Origin of the sequence: Kribbella sp. CA-294648 (assembly GCF_050943845.1) — a bacterium.
In the GTDB taxonomy this organism is placed as follows: Bacteria; Actinomycetota; Actinomycetes; order Propionibacteriales; family Kribbellaceae; genus Kribbella.
In genome coordinates, this window is the sequence record NZ_CP191981.1 from 7,974,589 (window position 1) to 7,989,412 (window position 14,824).

16 protein-coding genes and 1 pseudogene are annotated in these 14,824 nt (G+C 68.0%); 9 read left to right on the top strand and 8 right to left on the bottom strand.

What is annotated here, in order from left to right; genetic code table 11:
• From ACQPYM_RS38000 to crcB (ACQPYM_RS38010), 3 genes are all read left to right on the top strand, one after another.
• Nucleotides 1–498, top strand: coding sequence for a GNAT family N-acetyltransferase (locus ACQPYM_RS38000; protein ID WP_433010842.1), 498 nt, complete (start codon nt 1–3; stop codon nt 496–498).
• Between the two features lie 113 nt (nt 499–611).
• Complete coding sequence (crcB, locus tag ACQPYM_RS38005) at nt 612–1,115, top strand: fluoride efflux transporter CrcB (RefSeq protein WP_433010845.1); 504 nt, start codon at nt 612–614, stop codon at nt 1,113–1,115.
• On the top strand, nt 1,112–1,486 hold the full coding sequence (crcB, locus tag ACQPYM_RS38010; RefSeq protein WP_433010848.1) for a fluoride efflux transporter CrcB: 375 nt from the start codon (nt 1,112–1,114) through the stop codon (nt 1,484–1,486). Before crcB (ACQPYM_RS38005) ends, crcB (ACQPYM_RS38010) begins: the two co-directional genes overlap by 4 nt.
• Nucleotides 1,487–1,489: 3 nt before the next feature.
• Here the strand turns inward: crcB (ACQPYM_RS38010) and dnaN are convergent, their stop codons facing one another.
• Nucleotides 1,490–2,647 carry a DNA polymerase III subunit beta gene (gene dnaN / locus ACQPYM_RS38015; RefSeq protein ID WP_433010850.1) on the bottom strand — a complete coding sequence of 386 codons (1,158 nt, stop codon included), beginning with the start codon at nt 2,645–2,647 and terminating at the stop codon, nt 1,490–1,492.
• Nucleotides 2,648–2,907: 260 nt separating this feature from the next.
• Between dnaN and metG the strand changes: the two genes are divergently transcribed.
• Both metG and ACQPYM_RS38025 read left to right on the top strand, forming a co-directional pair.
• Nucleotides 2,908–4,392 carry a methionine--tRNA ligase gene (gene metG / locus ACQPYM_RS38020; RefSeq protein WP_433010853.1) on the top strand — a complete coding sequence of 495 codons (1,485 nt, stop codon included), beginning with the start codon at nt 2,908–2,910 and terminating at the stop codon, nt 4,390–4,392.
• A 252-nt stretch (nt 4,393–4,644) separates the two neighbouring features.
• Nucleotides 4,645–5,701, top strand: a pseudogene (locus ACQPYM_RS38025) (IS110 family transposase).
• A gap of 100 nt (nt 5,702–5,801) precedes the next feature.
• Here the strand turns inward: ACQPYM_RS38025 and ACQPYM_RS38030 are convergent.
• Entirely contained in the window at nt 5,802–7,049 is a 1,248-nt protein-coding gene (locus ACQPYM_RS38030; protein ID WP_433010856.1) for an amidohydrolase family protein, read from the bottom strand.
• A gap of 63 nt (nt 7,050–7,112) precedes the next feature.
• Between ACQPYM_RS38030 and ACQPYM_RS38035 the strand changes: the two genes are divergently transcribed.
• Nucleotides 7,113–7,637, top strand: a complete 525-nt coding sequence (locus tag ACQPYM_RS38035; RefSeq protein WP_433010859.1) for a MarR family winged helix-turn-helix transcriptional regulator — start codon at nt 7,113–7,115, stop codon at nt 7,635–7,637.
• A gap of 72 nt (nt 7,638–7,709) precedes the next feature.
• On the opposite strand, the gene ACQPYM_RS38040 is transcribed toward ACQPYM_RS38035, so the two are convergent.
• Complete coding sequence (locus ACQPYM_RS38040) at nt 7,710–7,928, bottom strand: helix-turn-helix domain-containing protein (protein WP_433010862.1); 219 nt, start codon at nt 7,926–7,928, stop codon at nt 7,710–7,712.
• A gap of 156 nt (nt 7,929–8,084) precedes the next feature.
• On the bottom strand, nt 8,085–9,260 hold the full coding sequence (locus ACQPYM_RS38045; protein WP_433010865.1) for an acetoin utilization protein AcuC: 1,176 nt from the start codon (nt 9,258–9,260) through the stop codon (nt 8,085–8,087).
• A 174-nt stretch (nt 9,261–9,434) separates the two neighbouring features.
• Here ACQPYM_RS38045 and trpS point away from each other — a divergent pair, with 174 nt between their 5' ends.
• Both trpS and ACQPYM_RS38055 read left to right on the top strand, forming a co-directional pair.
• Nucleotides 9,435–10,403, top strand: a complete 969-nt coding sequence (gene trpS / locus ACQPYM_RS38050) for a tryptophan--tRNA ligase (RefSeq protein ID WP_433010868.1) — start codon at nt 9,435–9,437, stop codon at nt 10,401–10,403.
• The gene (locus ACQPYM_RS38055; RefSeq protein WP_433010871.1) at nt 10,400–11,161 is read left to right on the top strand and encodes an endonuclease/exonuclease/phosphatase family protein; all 762 of its coding nucleotides are present in this window, start codon (nt 10,400–10,402) and stop codon (nt 11,159–11,161) included. Before trpS ends, ACQPYM_RS38055 begins: the two co-directional genes overlap by 4 nt.
• Here the strand turns inward: ACQPYM_RS38055 and ACQPYM_RS38060 are convergent.
• Together ACQPYM_RS38060 and ACQPYM_RS38065 are read right to left on the bottom strand one after the other, a co-directional pair.
• Complete coding sequence (locus ACQPYM_RS38060; protein ID WP_433010874.1) at nt 11,158–12,060, bottom strand: TIGR03560 family F420-dependent LLM class oxidoreductase; 903 nt, start codon at nt 12,058–12,060, stop codon at nt 11,158–11,160. The genes ACQPYM_RS38055 and ACQPYM_RS38060 overlap by 4 nt on opposite strands.
• 10 nt (nt 12,061–12,070) lie before the next feature.
• A complete protein-coding gene (locus ACQPYM_RS38065) occupies nt 12,071–12,442 on the bottom strand; it encodes a winged helix-turn-helix transcriptional regulator (protein WP_433010877.1) in 372 nt (123 codons plus the stop codon).
• 238 nt (nt 12,443–12,680) lie between these two features.
• Between ACQPYM_RS38065 and ACQPYM_RS38070 the strand changes: the two genes are divergently transcribed.
• Complete coding sequence (locus ACQPYM_RS38070) at nt 12,681–13,115, top strand: TIGR03618 family F420-dependent PPOX class oxidoreductase (protein ID WP_433010880.1); 435 nt, start codon at nt 12,681–12,683, stop codon at nt 13,113–13,115.
• 64 nt (nt 13,116–13,179) lie between these two features.
• On the opposite strand, the gene ACQPYM_RS38075 is transcribed toward ACQPYM_RS38070, so the two are convergent.
• Both ACQPYM_RS38075 and proC read right to left on the bottom strand, forming a co-directional pair.
• The gene (locus ACQPYM_RS38075; RefSeq protein WP_433010883.1) at nt 13,180–13,800 is read right to left on the bottom strand and encodes a hypothetical protein; all 621 of its coding nucleotides are present in this window, start codon (nt 13,798–13,800) and stop codon (nt 13,180–13,182) included.
• A gap of 164 nt (nt 13,801–13,964) precedes the next feature.
• Nucleotides 13,965–14,774 (bottom strand): pyrroline-5-carboxylate reductase, encoded by an 810-nt coding sequence (proC, locus tag ACQPYM_RS38080; RefSeq protein WP_433010886.1) that lies wholly within the window; start codon nt 14,772–14,774, stop codon nt 13,965–13,967.
• Between the last annotated feature and the right edge of the window lie 50 nt (nt 14,775–14,824).

Genomic DNA, 14,824 nt, shown 5'->3' on the forward strand with positions numbered 1-14,824 from the left:
ATGGTCCACCTCAGGCCTTGGTCGGCCGACGACTTCTGGCTGCTGGAGCGCTGCAACACACCCGAGATGACCGCGTACCTCGGCGGCCCCGAGACGGCGGAGCAACTGGTGGTGAGACAGAACCGGTACGCCGCCAACGAGTTCGTCGGCCGGATGTACGTGATCGTCACGGACGACGGCGATACGGCCGGGTCGATCGGCTACTGGGAGCATGAGGAGCCTGGCGAAACGGTCTGGGAGACCGGCTGGGCGGTGCTGCCGGAGCATCAAGGCAAGGGGATCGCGGCGGCGGCGCTCGCCGAGGTCGCGAAGGCGGCCGCGGCCGTGGGAACGCATCGCACGCTGCATGCCTATCCCGGCGAAGCCAATGCTGCCTCCAATGCGCTGTGCCGCAAGGCGGGGTTCACCTTCGTCGAGACGAGGGACTTCGAGTACCCGAAGGGACACTGGATGCGCTGCAACGACTGGGTCCTCACTCTGCAAAACCTCTCGGCGTAAAACCTCTCGGCGTAAAACCTCTCGGCGTAAAACCTCTCGGCGATCTCCGGAGCCTGGTCGGTCACGCGGAAGCCGGTACGGCGGGCATATCGTGCGAGGCAGAAGCTCTGGAGGTGGTTGTGCACAGCGATCCGTCGCCGCGGGAGCCGGTCGACTCCGATGTCGATCTGCGCCACCCCGTCGCCACCGCGCCGGTATGGCACGGTGAGGGAGCTGTGCTTGCTGTCATCGCGATCGGTGGGGCGATCGGTGCATCTGCGCGGTATCTGATCGGCCTGAGCTGGCCGGCGCCGCCCGGATCGTTGCCTTGGGCCACGGTCGTGATCAACGTGACCGGGTGCGCCCTGATCGGCGTGCTGATGGTGTTGGTCTCCGAGGTGTGGGTTGCGCATCGCCTGATCCGGCCGTTCGTCGGCACCGGAATCCTGGGCGGCTTCACCACCTTCTCGACGTACGCCGTCGACATCCAGCAACTGATCGCGGACGGACAACCGCTCACCGCGCTCATCAACCTGCTGATCACAGTCATCGGCGCCATCGCCGCCGTCCTCGCAGGCACCCACGCAACCCGAGCCCTCGTCCGCAACAGCAGAACCACCAGCAGGAGCAGCCAATGAGGTTTCTGTTGGTGGTTGCTGGGGCCGTTGTTGGGGCTCCGTTGCGTTACCTGACCGATCGGGCCGTTCAGGCGCGGCACGACAGCTCGTTCCCGTGGGGCACGTTTGCCGTCAATGTGGTCGGGTCCGTGATCCTCGGGTTTGTCACCGGCGCCACCCTGGCCGGCGACGCGCCGCACTGGGTCCAACTCCTCGTCGGCACCGGCTTCTGCGGCGCTCTCACCACCTACTCCACGTTCTCCTACGAGGCCCTGCGCCTGTACGAACAGAACGCCAAGCTCGCCGCCCTGGCCAACGTCACCGCCAGCGTCCTGGCCGCCGTCGGCGCCGCGACGCTGGGGGTAGCCGTCAGCCAAGCCATCTGGTCCTGACCCTCACCCGTGCAGCCGCACCGGCATCAAGATGTAACGGAAGTCGGTCAGCGGCTCGCCATCGGAGGCGACCAGCTCAGTGGTGCCCGTCAGCTCGGCCGGCTTGGTCGGCTGGGTGAAGGCAAGCTGCGCCACCGGCGTACCGATCGCGTGCAGACCGTCCAGCAGGTACGTCGGGTTGAAGCCGACCGTCACGGGCTCACCCGTGAGCTGGATCTCGATCTCCTCGGACGCGTGCGCCTCTTCACCACTGCCCGCATCGAGAGTCGCTCCCTCCGCGGTGAACGTGATCCGGATCGGTGCGTTCCGCTCGGCGACCAACGCAACGCGTTTGACCGCCTCGACGAGCATGGCTGTAGGGACCCGCACCCGAGTCTGGATCGCCGCAGCATCCGGCATCAGGTTGCGCACCTTGGGGAAGCTGCCGTCCAGCAACCGGGTCGTCGTCCACCTCTCGCCCCCGGACACCTCACCCGCGAACCCGGCCAGTCCGTCGCCCCCGGCCGCGTTCTGATCGAGCGACAGCGTGAGGGTCGAGCCGGACATCGCCTTGGCGGTCTCGGACAGCGCCCGGGCCGGGATCAGCGTCGTAGCGGTCAGCTCCGGATCGTCCGGCTCCCACTCCAGCTCGCGCACGGCAAGCCGGTACCGGTCGGTGGCGAGCAGCGTGATGGTCGACCCCTCGATCTCCACCTGCACCCCGGTGAACACCGGCATCGTGTCGTCCCGGCTCGCCGAAGCGGCCACCTGTGAGACCGCTTGAGCGAACACCTCACTGCGGATCACCCCGCTGGCCGGCGGCTGCTCGGGCAGTGCCGGATACTCCCCCACCGGAAGCGTCTGCAGCGTGAATCGCGCCGTGCCGCACACCAGCATGACCTTGGCACCGTCGACGTGGAAGTCGATCGCCTGGTGCGGCAGGCTCTTCACGATGTCCGCGACCAGCCGGCCGGAGACCAGGCAACTCCCCGGATCGGCCACCTGGGCCGGCAGCGTGACCCGGTGCGACGTCTCGTAGTCGAAGCCGGACAGCGTCAACTGCCCCTCCGTCGCCTCCATCAGCAACCCCGCCAGAATCGGCACACTCGGCCGGCTGGGCAGACTCCGACCCACCCACGCCACCGACTCCACCAGCAGATCCCGCTCCACCCGTACCTTCATGCCGACCGCCTCCCAGCTTCCTCACTGGGCTCCACTCAACCACCCGGCACCGACAGTTTTCGCGCGTCGCAAAACAGGTACCAGCGGGCCGAAAGCTTCAGGTAGCCTGAAGGTATGGACAACTTCTCGTCGCAGCAGATGATGCCCCGCTAGCCGGGGTACAGCGACGGACGCATCTTCGATCCGAGGCCCCGAGTCGGGGCCTCGTTCGTGTTCACCGGGCGGTGTCCCGGCTCTCCCTTTCAGCACAGGAGAGACCCATGGCCCGCACCTTCGTGACCACCACCATCCCGTTCGTCAACGCCCGCCCACACCTGGGCTTCGCCCTCGAACTCGTCCAGGCCGACGTCCTCGCCAGACATCGCCGGCAGCGCGGCGACGAGGTCCGCTTCCTCACCGGCACGGACGAGAACTCCCTCAAGAACGTCCTCGCGGCGGAGGCGGAGGGCATCTCGGTACAAGAACTGGTCGATCGCAATGCGAAGGCGTTCGAAGAGCTCAAAGAGCCGCTCGATCTGTCCTTCGACGACTTCATCCGGACCAGCAGCGACCCGCGGCACCGCACCGGCATCGAGCAACTCTGGCAACGCTGCGCCGCCGCGGGCGACCTGTATCTCAAGCACTACGAAGGCTTGTACTGCGTAGGTTGCGAGCAGTTCTACCAACCGGAGGACCTCGCCGACGGCCGCTGCCCCGACCACGGCACCGAACCGCAACTGGTCGCGGAGGAGAACTGGTTCTTCCGCCTCTCCCGGTACGCCGAACCGCTCCGTGAGCTGATCACCAGCGGCCGGATCCGGATCGAACCGGCCAGCCGGCGCAACGAAGTACTGGGGCTGATCGAGAGTGGGCTGCACGACTTCTCGATCTCGCGGTCGCAGCTGCGGGCACGTGGGTGGGGCATCCCGGTGCCTGGTGATCCGGACCAGGTCGTCTATGTCTGGTGGGATGCCCTAGGCAACTATGTCTCCAGTCTCGGGTACGGCACCGACAGTCCTGATCTCGCGCATTGGTGGCAGGAGTCCGATCGCCGGATTCACCTGCTGGGCAAGGGCGTTGTCCGCTTCCACGCGGTCTACTGGCCGGCGACGCTGCTCTCTGCCGGACTGGCGTTGCCGACCGAGATCCTGGTCCACGACTACCTCACCGTCGACGGCCGCAAGATCAGCAAGTCCGCCGGTACGACGATCGATCCGGCCGAGCTCGCGGCCGAAGTCGGAACCGACGCCGTCCGCTGGTGGCTGCTGCGTGACGTCCCGCGGATCGGCGACGCCGACTTCACCCGCGAGCGCCTGATCGCCCGCAGCAACGCCGATCTCGCCGGCGGCCTCGGCAACCTGGTCAACCGCGTCATCTCACTCATCCACCGGTACTGCGACGGCCGCGTCCCCACCGCAATCGAGCCCGACTCACAAGCCGCAGAACTCCAGTACGCCGTCAACCACGCGCCCGCCCGCATCGACGATGCGCTGGCAAACTACGACTTCCGCCAGGCGGCCCAAGCGCTCTGGGAAATCGTCGAGTCCGCCAACCGCTACATCGAGACCACCACACCTTGGCAGCTCGCCAGATCGCAGGATCCCTTGCTCCCAACGGTTCTGGGCAACCTGCATCACGCTTGCCTCCAGCTCGCCGCCGAGCTGGAACCCTTCCTCCCCAGCGCCGCCGCCCGCATCAGCGCGCAATGCACCCCGATCGACGGCACGCTCCCGCCCGCCACTCCACTGTTCCCGAGACTCACCTAGTGCAGCCGGACCGCCAACACTCACAAACAGTGATGATGTGGGTGTGGCTCCGCAGGGACCGTCCTGACTCGCTCTCAAACTGACTACGGGTCTTCAACAGGATCTGTCGGTCGGTCTGCTGCGGAGCCACAGCACTCACCGGACCAGGGGATCGTGACTTCATAGGAGCCTGTGCCAGCAGGCACCCATCACTGTTTTGTCCGCTTGCCTCGGCTGGTGCGTGCCGCCCTAGCCCTAGTGAGAGGACGGCTGATGTCCACCATCGCACGTGAAAACATCGAGTTCCAGTCTGCTGTGACCGGTGGTGTCGATACCCATCGCGACACTCACACCGCGGCCGTGATCGACCCTGTCGGGCGGCTCCTGGATCACCGTACGTTTCCCGCCACCGCACCGGGTTACCGCGACCTGCTGGCCTGGCTGCGGACCTTCGGCTCCGTAGCGAAAGTCGGGATCGAGGGCACCGGCGCCTACGGCCACGGTCTGGCCAACTACCTGACCAGCCACAACGTCGACATCGTCGAGGTCGATCGGCCCGACCGAAAGACCCGGCGCGCGGCCGGCAAATCCGACCCGGTCGACGCCGAAGCAGCTGCCCGCGCGGCCCTGTCCGGCACCCGGACCGCGACACCGAAAACCCGCACCGGCCCAGTCGAGGCACTCCGCAACCTGCGCGTGGCCCGCCGCAGCGCGATCAGCCAGCGCGCCGACTGCATCCGCAGAATGAAAACACTCATCATCACCGCACCCGACCCGCTCCGCGACCAACTCCGAGCCCTGACGGTGACGCAGCTGATCACCACCTGCACCGCGCTGCGCCCCGACCACAGCCACGCCGACCAGCCCGCCCAAGCCGCCAAAATCGCACTGCGCAGCCTGGCCCGACGACACAACCACCTCACCGACGAGATCACCGACCTCGACACCCTCATCCAGCCACTCGTCGAGCAGATCAACCCCCGCCTGCTCGAACTCAACGGTGTCGGCGCCGACACCGCCGGCCAACTCCTGGTCACCGCCGGCCAAAACCCCGACCGCATCCGCTCCGAAGCAGCCTTCGCGATGCTCTGCGGCGCCGCACCCATCCCCGCCTCGTCCGGCCGAACCCACCGACACCGCCTCAACCGCGGAGGCGACCGCCAAGCCAACGCAGCCCTCCACCGCATCGTCATCTGCAGACTCCGCTGGGACCCCAGAACCCGCGCCTACATGAACCGCAGAACCACCGAAGGCCTCCAAAAAAGACATCATCCGCTGCCTCAAACGACACATCGCCCGCGAGCTCTACTACGTCCTAACCACCACTTGACGATCCATAGGAGCATCCTCATCTGGCCAGTGCTGCTCAGGCGTGGACGGGAGCTGCTCGGACTGTGTGGAGCGGGTTTGTGAGTGGCGGCGGTCCGGGCCTAGGCCGCATGTAGGTGGTCCGCGGTGTTGCGCAGGGCGGTGAGGGTGGTCTGGAGATCGCCATGGAGGAGGCGGCCGTCGCGCTTGACCGGGTTGCCGGCCACCAGGACGGTGTCGACGTTGCCGGGGTGGGCTGCGGTGACGATGGTGCCGATCGGGTCGTGGCCGCCGCCGATCAGGTTGAGGTCGGTCGCGCGGACCAGGATGATGTCAGCCTGTTTGCCCTGGCGCAGTGATCCGATCTGATCCGCCATCCCGAGGGCCCGCGCGCCTTCCAGGGTGGCGATCCTGAGCACTTCGGCCGCCGTCAGCGCCTTGTGGCCTAGGGCAAGCAGTTCGCGCATCGCGCTGAACATGTCGCCCGACGCGGTGGTGACCACGTCGATACCGAGACCGGTGGTCACCCCCGCGGCCTTCAACCGGCCGGCCATCGGGGCACCCATCTCCATCCGCGCTTCGACCGCCGGCGTGACGGCGACGGCCGCGCCGCTGTCCGCGATCAGCTTCAGCTCGGAGTCGGGCAGGTTGTTCCCGTGCACGAAAAGCAGGTTCGGGCCCAGCAAACCCTCGTCGCGCAGGAGTTGCAGTGGCAGGGTCGCCACCGGCCCGCTACTGATGTGGACGACGACCGGCAGGTCGAACTCCGCCGCCAGTGCCCAGTCGGCCCGGACCACCTCGATCGGCGCGAAGGACGGCCCGATCGCGGCGACAGCGGCCGTGACCAGCCCGGACGTCCGGTCCAGCACGTGCCGCATCCCGGCCGGATCGACCGGCGTGCCGAGCAGGGGCGGCGGACCGTACCCGAAGACCGCCCGGATCCCACTCGACGTCAGCGCATCGAGGGCCGCATCGGTGTGCTCGATGCTGTACTGCACATGCGAGTAGTCCTGCACGGTCGTGATCCCCGCATCCAGGCACTCCAGCGCGCCGACAAGGTTGCTTGCAGCAACATCTTCCGGCCGGTGCCGCGAGCCGTACCCGCCGAGCACGTGCTCCAGGTACCAGCCCAGGTCCACGTCGACTGCGATCCCCCGCAACGCCGTCTCCCACAGGTGCCGATGGGTGTCCACGAACCCGGGCAGCACGATCCGGTCACTCGCGTCGATCACCTCGGCATCGGTGACGGCCAGCCCGGGCCCGACGGCAGCGATCCGGCCGTCCTCGATCAGTACGTCGGTATCTCGGTGGACGACAACACTCGGCTCGGTGTCGATCACGAGCCCACCGCGCAACAGCAGACGGTTCACGAAAGTCTCCTCACTAGAAAGCTTTTTAAAAAGCTATCACCAAAGGGACCTAGACTGTCAACCATGAGTGCGGATCGGGTCGACCAGCTGATCGAGTCCTGGCGGCAGGAGCTGCCCGGCGTGCTCTACCCGACGTCGGAGCTCACCAAGCGGGTGATGCTGCTGGCCGGCGACCTGAACGAGGTGACCCGCCGGGTCCTGCGCGAGCTCGGGCTGACCACCGCCGAGTTCGACGTCCTGGTCACGCTGCGGCGTTCCGGAGCGCCGTACCGGATGAAGCCGACGGAGCTGAGTCGCAGCCTGATGCTGTCGTCAGGAGGCACCAGCAACGTGGTCAACCAGCTGGTCAATCGCGAACTGGTGGTGCGTGAGCCTGATCCGGAGGACGGCCGGGGGACGCAGATCCGGCTGACCGCGAACGGCGTCGAGGCGGCGGAACAGGCCGTCCAGGCGAGCTCGGCGGCGCACGACGAGATGTGGGCCGGCGTGCCGGCGGAAGCGGTGCACGCTGCGGCAGAGGCGTTGCGGCCGCTGTTCGCCGAGAACCGGCCGGCCGCGCGCGCCCGGCGTACCGAGATCAGAAGCTAGTGCCAGGAGGGCAAAGGCAAGGCGAAGCGGCCGGTCCCTCGCGGGGTTTCCGGCCGCCCTCGCTTCTCGTGGTTACCCGGCCTGGTAGAACGCGCCTTTGAGGTAGTCGTGCACGGCGTCCTCGGAGACCCGGAACGACCGACCCACCCGCACCGCGGGCAGCTCTCCGGAGTGCACCAGGCGGTACACCGTCATCTTGGACACGCGCATGGCCGTGGCGACCTCCGCCACGGTCAGGAACTTCACCTCGGCGAGCGGCGACTCACCACCACCGGACTTCTTTGATGCCATAACGCACCGCACTTCCAGCACGAGTCGTGCGCCGGCTTCCCCTCCGGCACCTCCGCCCGTGCATGAACCGAGCCTAGTGGCTGTTGGTGCGAATGGGAAAGAGGGTGTCTGGTGTGACTGGATGGTCAGCCTGAAACTGGTCCGGAATCAGTACGGTCAGTACGTCGGGTCGATGCCCAGCAGCGGGAAACTGATGTCCCGGGTGGCCTTGATCGAGCGGTCGAGCCAGGTCTCGGGGTTGTACCCGGACGACCAGTCGGCGTACTCCGGAGCGCGGCCGTCGGTCATCCGCGACGGAGCGAGCCGCCCGTAGAGGATGTGCACGTCCTGACGCCAGGACTCGGGCACCGCCGCCTCCGGGTCGATCGGCTGGCCGGCGACGATCGCGAGCAGGTGCGTCCAGGCCCGCGGTACGACGTCGATGATCGCGTATCCACCGCCGCCGGTCGCGACCCATTTGCCGTCACAGAGCTCGTGCGCGAGATCGTGCAGGGCCAGGTACGCCGCACGCTGCCCGTCGACCGTCTTGGTCAGGTGGGCCAGCGGGTCATCCACATGGGAATCGCAGCCGTGTTGCGTGACGAGCACCGACGGCCGGAACGCCTTGAGCACGTCCGGCACGATCGCGTGGAACGCGCGCAGCCAGCCCGCATCCCCGGTCCCGGGCGGCAGCGGGATATTGACCGCAGTACCTTCCGCTCCCGGTCCACCGGTCTCCCCCGCCGACCCGGTCCCCGGAAACAGGGTGGTCGGCGACTCGTGCACGCTCACCGTCAGGACCCGTGGGTCGTTGTAGAACACCGCCTGTACGCCGTCGCCGTGGTGCACGTCCACGTCGACGTACGCGACTCGCTCGGCGCCGTGGTCGAGCAGCCACCGGATCGCCACGGCCGGGTCGTTGTAGACACAGAAGCCGCTGGCCATCGCCGGCATCGCGTGGTGCAGCCCACCGGAGATGTTGGCGGCGTGCAGCACGTCGCCCTCCCAGACCGCCCGGGCCGCCTCGACCGACGCACCCACCACATGCGCCGACGCCTCGTGCATCCGCGGGAAGCAGTACGTGTCGTCGGTGCCGAGCCCGTGCTCCGTATCGGGCTGATCAGGATCCTCACCGGCCCGCTTCACCGCCTCGATGTACTCAGCGGTGTGCACGGTCCGCAGGAGCGCGTCGTCTGCCACCGGCGCGGGCACCACCTTCAGCTGATCCAGTACGCCGAACGCGCGCGCCAGCCGGATGGTCAGGTCCACCCGGACCGGACTCATCGGGTGCCCGTGACCGAAGTCGTACGCCGTCAGGCCCTCGTCGAAGACCAACATCGCCTCACCGCTCATGCCCCCGACCATAGGCTATTCTGGAAACGTGAACACTGATCGTCATCTGACGCTGCAGCAGTGGTGGGCCGCTTAGGCGGACCCCGGCGTTCACACGCATCCAAAAGGCCGCCTCGCCGAGGCGGCCTTTTTGTTTGCCCGTCGGTCGGTGAGGCCCGATCGACAAGGACCGACATGACCTCGCTCTCCGGCATCACCCCGTCCGGCCGGCTGACCCTCGGCAACCACCTCGGCGCACTGCGCCGGTTCACCGACCCGGACGGCTTCTACTTCGTCGCCAACCAGCACGCGATGACGACCAAGCACGACCCCAAGCGGCTGGCCGCGCTGACCCGCGAGATGGCCACGCTGATGCTCGCGGCCGGTCTGCCACCGGGCACGGTGTTCGTCCAGTCCGACGTCCCCGCGCACGCGCAGCTCGCGTACCTGCTCGAGTGCACCTCGTACGTCGGGGAGCTGTCGCGGATGATCCAGTACAAGGAGAAGGGCCGGGGCAGACCGATGACCCGGGCCTCGCTGTTCACCTATCCGTGCCTGATGGCGGCCGACATCCTGCTCTACGGCACGGATCGCGTCCCGGTCGGCGGGGACCAGGACCAGCACGTCGAGCTGGCCCGCGACATCGCGATCCGGTTCAACCGGGAGTACGGCGAGACCTTCGTCGTACCGCAACTGCAGAAGGCCGCGCTGGCGATGCGGATCAAGGACCTGCAGAACCCGACGGCGAAGATGAGCAAGTCCGACGAGGACAACGCGGTCGGCACGATCCGGTTGCTGGACCCGCCGGACGTGATCCGCCGGCAGATCATGCGCGCGGTGACCGACTCCGACGGCGAGGTGCGCCACGACGAGGCCGCGAAACCCGGCGTCACCAATCTGCTGGAGATCCTGGCTGCCTGCACCGACGGCGATCCGGTCGAACTGGCGAAGGCGTACTCGACGTACGGGGCCTTGAAGACCGATGTCGCGGATGCGGTTCTGGCCGTGATCGAGCCGCTGCAGAAGGAGTACGCGCGGCTGGCGTCCGACCCGGCCGGACTCGACGCTGTGCTGGCCGAAGGTCGCGATCGGGCGATCGAGGCCAGCGCGCCGCGACTCCGGGCGGCGACCCGCGCGATGGGTCTGGCAGGGTCATCGGTGTGAGCTTGCTTTTGCGTGTGGCGACGTTCAACATTCGCAACTCCTCGGCGCCCGACGGCGACGACTCGTGGGTACTGCGTCGCGAGGCGGCCGCGGGCGCGATCGAGGGGCTGGCGGCCGACGTGGTCGGGTTGCAGGAGGTGCTGCCCGACCAGTTGGAGTACTTGCGCGAGACGTTTCCGCAGTACGAGATCGTCGGCGCGGGGCGGGACGACGGCGTGGCGGGCGGTGAGCACTCGGTGGTGATGATCCGGCGGGGCAAATGGCGGGTGGAGTCGCACGAGACGCGCTGGCTGTCCGATGATCCGGCGACGCCTGGGTCGGTCGGGTGGGACGCGTCTTTGACTCGGATCGCCACGCTGGTTCGGCTGAGCCATGAGGGCGGAGCGCTGGTCGGGATCGCGAACACGCACTACGACCACCTGGGCGAGGTCGCTCGGGTGGAGTCGTCCAGGTTGCTCGACCGCTGGACGGCCGGTGAGCCCGATCGGCACTGGGTTCTGGTGGGCGACCTGAACGTCGAGCCGGGTTCGGCACCGTTGACGGCGTTGCTCGATGCGGGGTGGCGGGACGCAGTACCGGCGGGGGCGGGTGGCACCTTTCACGACTTCACCGGCGCGACCGACCAGGAACGCATCGACCACATCCTGGTCGGGAAGGGCTGGCAGGTCGTGGACGCCGAGGTGTCGCACCACCGGCCGGGCGGTCGCCTTCCGAGCGACCACTGGCCGGTGGTTGCCACGTTGCGGCTCGGCGTTTAGAGCTTGTTGAAGACCTCTTCGCGCAGGCGCTCCAACGCGTCGACGCGGCGCGAACCGCTGCCCAGGAAGCCGTCCGGGACCAGGAACTCGTCGATCCCGGCCGCCGGGTAGCGGGCGACCGTGTCGAGCACGTACTCCGCCGAGCCCATGATCGTCGGCTGACCGGCAGCCAACCGCCGGTCGCGTCGCTCCTCGGCCTCGGTGTCACCCGGGACGAGGATCTCGATCATCGCCTGGGTCGAGCGGCGCACGGTCGACGGGTCGCGGCCGATCCGCTCGCAGTGCTCGCGGAAGACGTTGCCCTTGTGCTCGGCAACTTCTGGCAGCCCCCAGTGGTTCCACTCGTCCGCGTACTTCGCAACGATGCCCAAGGCAACTTTTTCGCCGGAGGCGCCGATCAGGATCGGCAGCTTGGCCGGCTTGGGCTCCAGCGGCGCGTTGCTGAGCTGGTAGTACTTGCCGTCGAAGGTGGTCCGTTCCTGGGTCAGCAACCCGGTGAACACCTGGCAGGCCTCCTCGAACCTGGCCAGCAGCTCCTTCACCGGCGGCAGCTCGATGCCGTAGGCCTGGTGCTCGTTGACCTGCCAGCCGGCGCCGATCCCGAGCACGAACCGGCCGCCGCTCATCTGGTCGAGCGTTGCCGCCTGGTTCGCCACCACCGCGGGGTGGCGGTAGGTGTTGCCGAGGACCATGGATCCGATCCGCACTCGCTCGGTGCGCACGGCGAGACCGCCTAGCAGGGCGAGACATTCGTTCATCGGCAGCGACAGGTCGTCGCCGTTCACCATGAAGTGGTCGGCCACCCAGACGCCGTACCAGCCGGTCTTCTCGGCGTACTCCGCGCCTTCGAGTACTTCTTGCCAGGTCCGGCCGGCACTCGGCCACAGGGAAAAGTCCATGGCCCCGAGCTTAGGCACTCTCCGGTACGGCGCTCTCCTGGGCCGCGAGCACGGCCTCGCCGTTGGCGGCGGCCCAGGAGGTCAGCATCCGGATCGGCTCCATCAGGCTGCCGCCGAGCTCGGTCAGCTCGTAGTCGACTCTGGGCGGTACGCCGCCGTAGTCCTTGCGGGTCACCAGGCCGTTGAGCTGCAGGCGGCGCAACGTCTGGGTGAGGACCTTCTTGGAGATCCCACCGATCAACGTGACCAGCTCACCGTGCCGCCGCGGCCCTTCGCTGAGCCCGTAGAGCACCACCACGGACCACTTGTCGGCGATCACCTCGACCGCCAGCCGCGCCGGGCAGTCCGCCAGGAAAACGTCACCGCCACCGATCCCGTCCACGGCGCCCAGTGTCCCGTAAGCGATGTGGCTTGAACGATAGCGGGGTCCAGGTGCGTGCATCGTGGTGCTTGAGCAGTGGCCTCGATGCGGAGCATCGTGGGCGCTGGGCAAGTGCCGCGAGGTGCGTGCCTGGGCGCCGCTATCGTTCAAGCCACATCGCTTACGGGACACTTAGGGTACCCAGGGGTTCCCGTTGCGCTGTCTACCGTCGGACGAAACCGCGAGGAAAGGAACCACCGTGATCCCCTTGCCGCAGAGCACTCACCGGCTCTTCGACACCGACAACCACATCGTGCTCGTCACCGTGGACGCCGACGGTTCACCGCAGGCGTCGCTGGTCTGGGCCGAGCGCGACGGCGACCAGGTGCTGATCGGGATGGAGGGCTACCAGCGCAAAGCGGGCAACCTGCGGCGCGATCCCCGGGTCACGCTCGTCATCGAGGACGACCAGCCGAGCCGGCGCGGCCTTTCGCAGTACCTGGTCATCCGTGGGCGCGCCGAGGTGATCGGGCCGGACATCGGGGTGGAGTGGACGGCGCTGATGGACAAGGAGTCACAGCGGTACCTCGGCAAGGACTACCCGTTCGAGAACCGGTACTCCGAAACCGCCGTGATCGCGAGGATCACCCCGGAGAAGATCACCGGCGAAGGCCCGTGGGCTCTGCGGGGTTAGACGCTGCGCCAGCGCACCGGGAGGCGGCGCGGGCTCAGACGAGTTGCCCGCGCAGCGGGCGGGGTTAGACGAGTTGCCAGCGCAGGAGGAAGGCGCCGACGGCCAGGACGAGATAGGACAGCACGAAGACGACACCGATGCCGGGGCGCGGGCGGGACCGGCGTACCGGGCGGGTGTCGGCGGCTTCGCGCGCGGCCTGCATCACGGCGGCCGCGTGCGCGGCCTGGCCGTGCGCGATCCCGTTGATCTCGTTCTCGTCCTTGCCGCTGGTCAGCACGACCGCGTCGTCGTCGACGATCTCGATCTCGTCGACGTCCTGCCAGGCGAGGCTGCGCACGAGCAGGCTGGTGCGCGCCTTCAGCGCGGTCTCGGTGATCTCGACGCGGTACAGCACGACCCCACCGGCGACCCGGACGACCGAGGCCCCGATCGCGGTGAACAGGCCGACCGCGAGAAAGTCCCGAGCGCCCATCCACAACCACGAGTTCAGCGCCGGCACAGCGAAGAACGGGACAACAAACAGTGCCCAGGCCCACCACGGCGCCGGATCCAACGGCACCCGCCAGGGCAGCACCTCGCCGCCCCCCGAACCGTCGGCCTGCGCAGCGTCGGCCGACGAAGGGTCTTCCGCTGGGCTGTCAGAGCGCGCGGCAGCGTCGTCGGTGCCACCCGAACGAATTCCCATGGGCGAGACGTTAGACCCATCAGCCCCAACCAGCTGACCCGACATCGACTTATCCCTTGAACAAGGCCGAAAGACTGCGGCGCCCCAGGATAACGACACCGTGTAGCGGGTCAACCCCGAGGTGTGCGAGCAGCCTGTGACTCGAGGGGCTCGAGGGTGCGGGGTTACTCGGCGGCAAGGGCTCGGGAGCGGTTGCGGGCTGCTTCTATGGCGGAGAGGAAGGCGGCTCGGACCTTGTGGTCTTCGAGTTCGCGGATCGCGGCGGCCGTCGTACCGCCTGGGGAGGTGACGCGTTCGCGCAGTACGGTCGGGTGTTCGCCGGTTTCGCGGAGCAGTTTGGCCGAGCCGACCACCGTCTGGACGACCAGCTCGGTCGCGGTCGAGCGGGGCAGGCCCATGTGCACGCCCGCCTCGATCATCGACTCCACCACGAAGAAGATGTACGCCGGACCGGAACCCGAGATCGCGGTGACCGCGTCCTGCTGCTTCTCCGGCACCCGGATGACCCGGCCGGTCGCGGCCAGCAGCCCTTCGGCGAGCACCAGGTGACTCTCGTCGCAGTGCGCTCCGCGGGAGATCGCCGCCATCCCCTCGTCGACGAGGGCCGGCGTGTTCGGCATCACCCGGACGACGGCGACGCCCTCGGGCAGCCGCGACTCGATGAAGCTGGTGGTGATCCCGGCCGCCAGCGAGACGACCGTCTGTTCCGCGCGGACCGCCGGGGCGATCTCGGCGAGCAGTTCGGGCATGTCCTGCGGCTTGACCACGAGCACCAGCGTCTCCGCCTTCGCCGCGGCCTCGACGTTGGTCAGCACGTCCACGCCGTACCGCTCGCGCAGCTCGGTCGCGCGCTCCTCGCGGCGTTCGGTGATCAGCAACTCACCCGGTTGCCGCCCGGCCCGCAGCAGCCCGGACAACAACGTCTCGCCCATCACACCCGCGCCGAGGATGGCCACCTGCCCGTTCGTACTCATGCCGTCAGGTTAGCGCTGCCGCTGTTCGACTTCGTTCGAATTCCAGGACC

What these genes read in the sequence shown, in the direction of transcription:
- ACQPYM_RS38000 (WP_433010842.1), top strand. Translation starts at nt 1, where the DNA reads ATGGTCCACCTCAGGCCTTGGTCGGCCGACGACTTCTGGCTGCTGGAG.
- crcB (WP_433010848.1), top strand. Translation starts at nt 1,112, where the DNA reads ATGAGGTTTCTGTTGGTGGTTGCTGGGGCCGTTGTTGGGGCTCCGTTG.
- dnaN (WP_433010850.1), bottom strand. Translation starts at nt 2,647, where the DNA reads ATGAAGGTACGGGTGGAGCGGGATCTGCTGGTGGAGTCGGTGGCGTGG.
- metG (WP_433010853.1), top strand. Translation starts at nt 2,908, where the DNA reads ATGGCCCGCACCTTCGTGACCACCACCATCCCGTTCGTCAACGCCCGC.
- ACQPYM_RS38035 (WP_433010859.1), top strand. Translation starts at nt 7,113, where the DNA reads ATGAGTGCGGATCGGGTCGACCAGCTGATCGAGTCCTGGCGGCAGGAG.
- ACQPYM_RS38040 (WP_433010862.1), bottom strand. Translation starts at nt 7,928, where the DNA reads ATGGCATCAAAGAAGTCCGGTGGTGGTGAGTCGCCGCTCGCCGAGGTG.
- ACQPYM_RS38045 (WP_433010865.1), bottom strand. Translation starts at nt 9,260, where the DNA reads ATGAGCGGTGAGGCGATGTTGGTCTTCGACGAGGGCCTGACGGCGTAC.
- trpS (WP_433010868.1), top strand. Translation starts at nt 9,435, where the DNA reads ATGACCTCGCTCTCCGGCATCACCCCGTCCGGCCGGCTGACCCTCGGC.
- ACQPYM_RS38060 (WP_433010874.1), bottom strand. Translation starts at nt 12,060, where the DNA reads ATGGACTTTTCCCTGTGGCCGAGTGCCGGCCGGACCTGGCAAGAAGTA.
- ACQPYM_RS38075 (WP_433010883.1), bottom strand. Translation starts at nt 13,800, where the DNA reads ATGGGAATTCGTTCGGGTGGCACCGACGACGCTGCCGCGCGCTCTGAC.
- proC (WP_433010886.1), bottom strand. Translation starts at nt 14,774, where the DNA reads ATGAGTACGAACGGGCAGGTGGCCATCCTCGGCGCGGGTGTGATGGGC.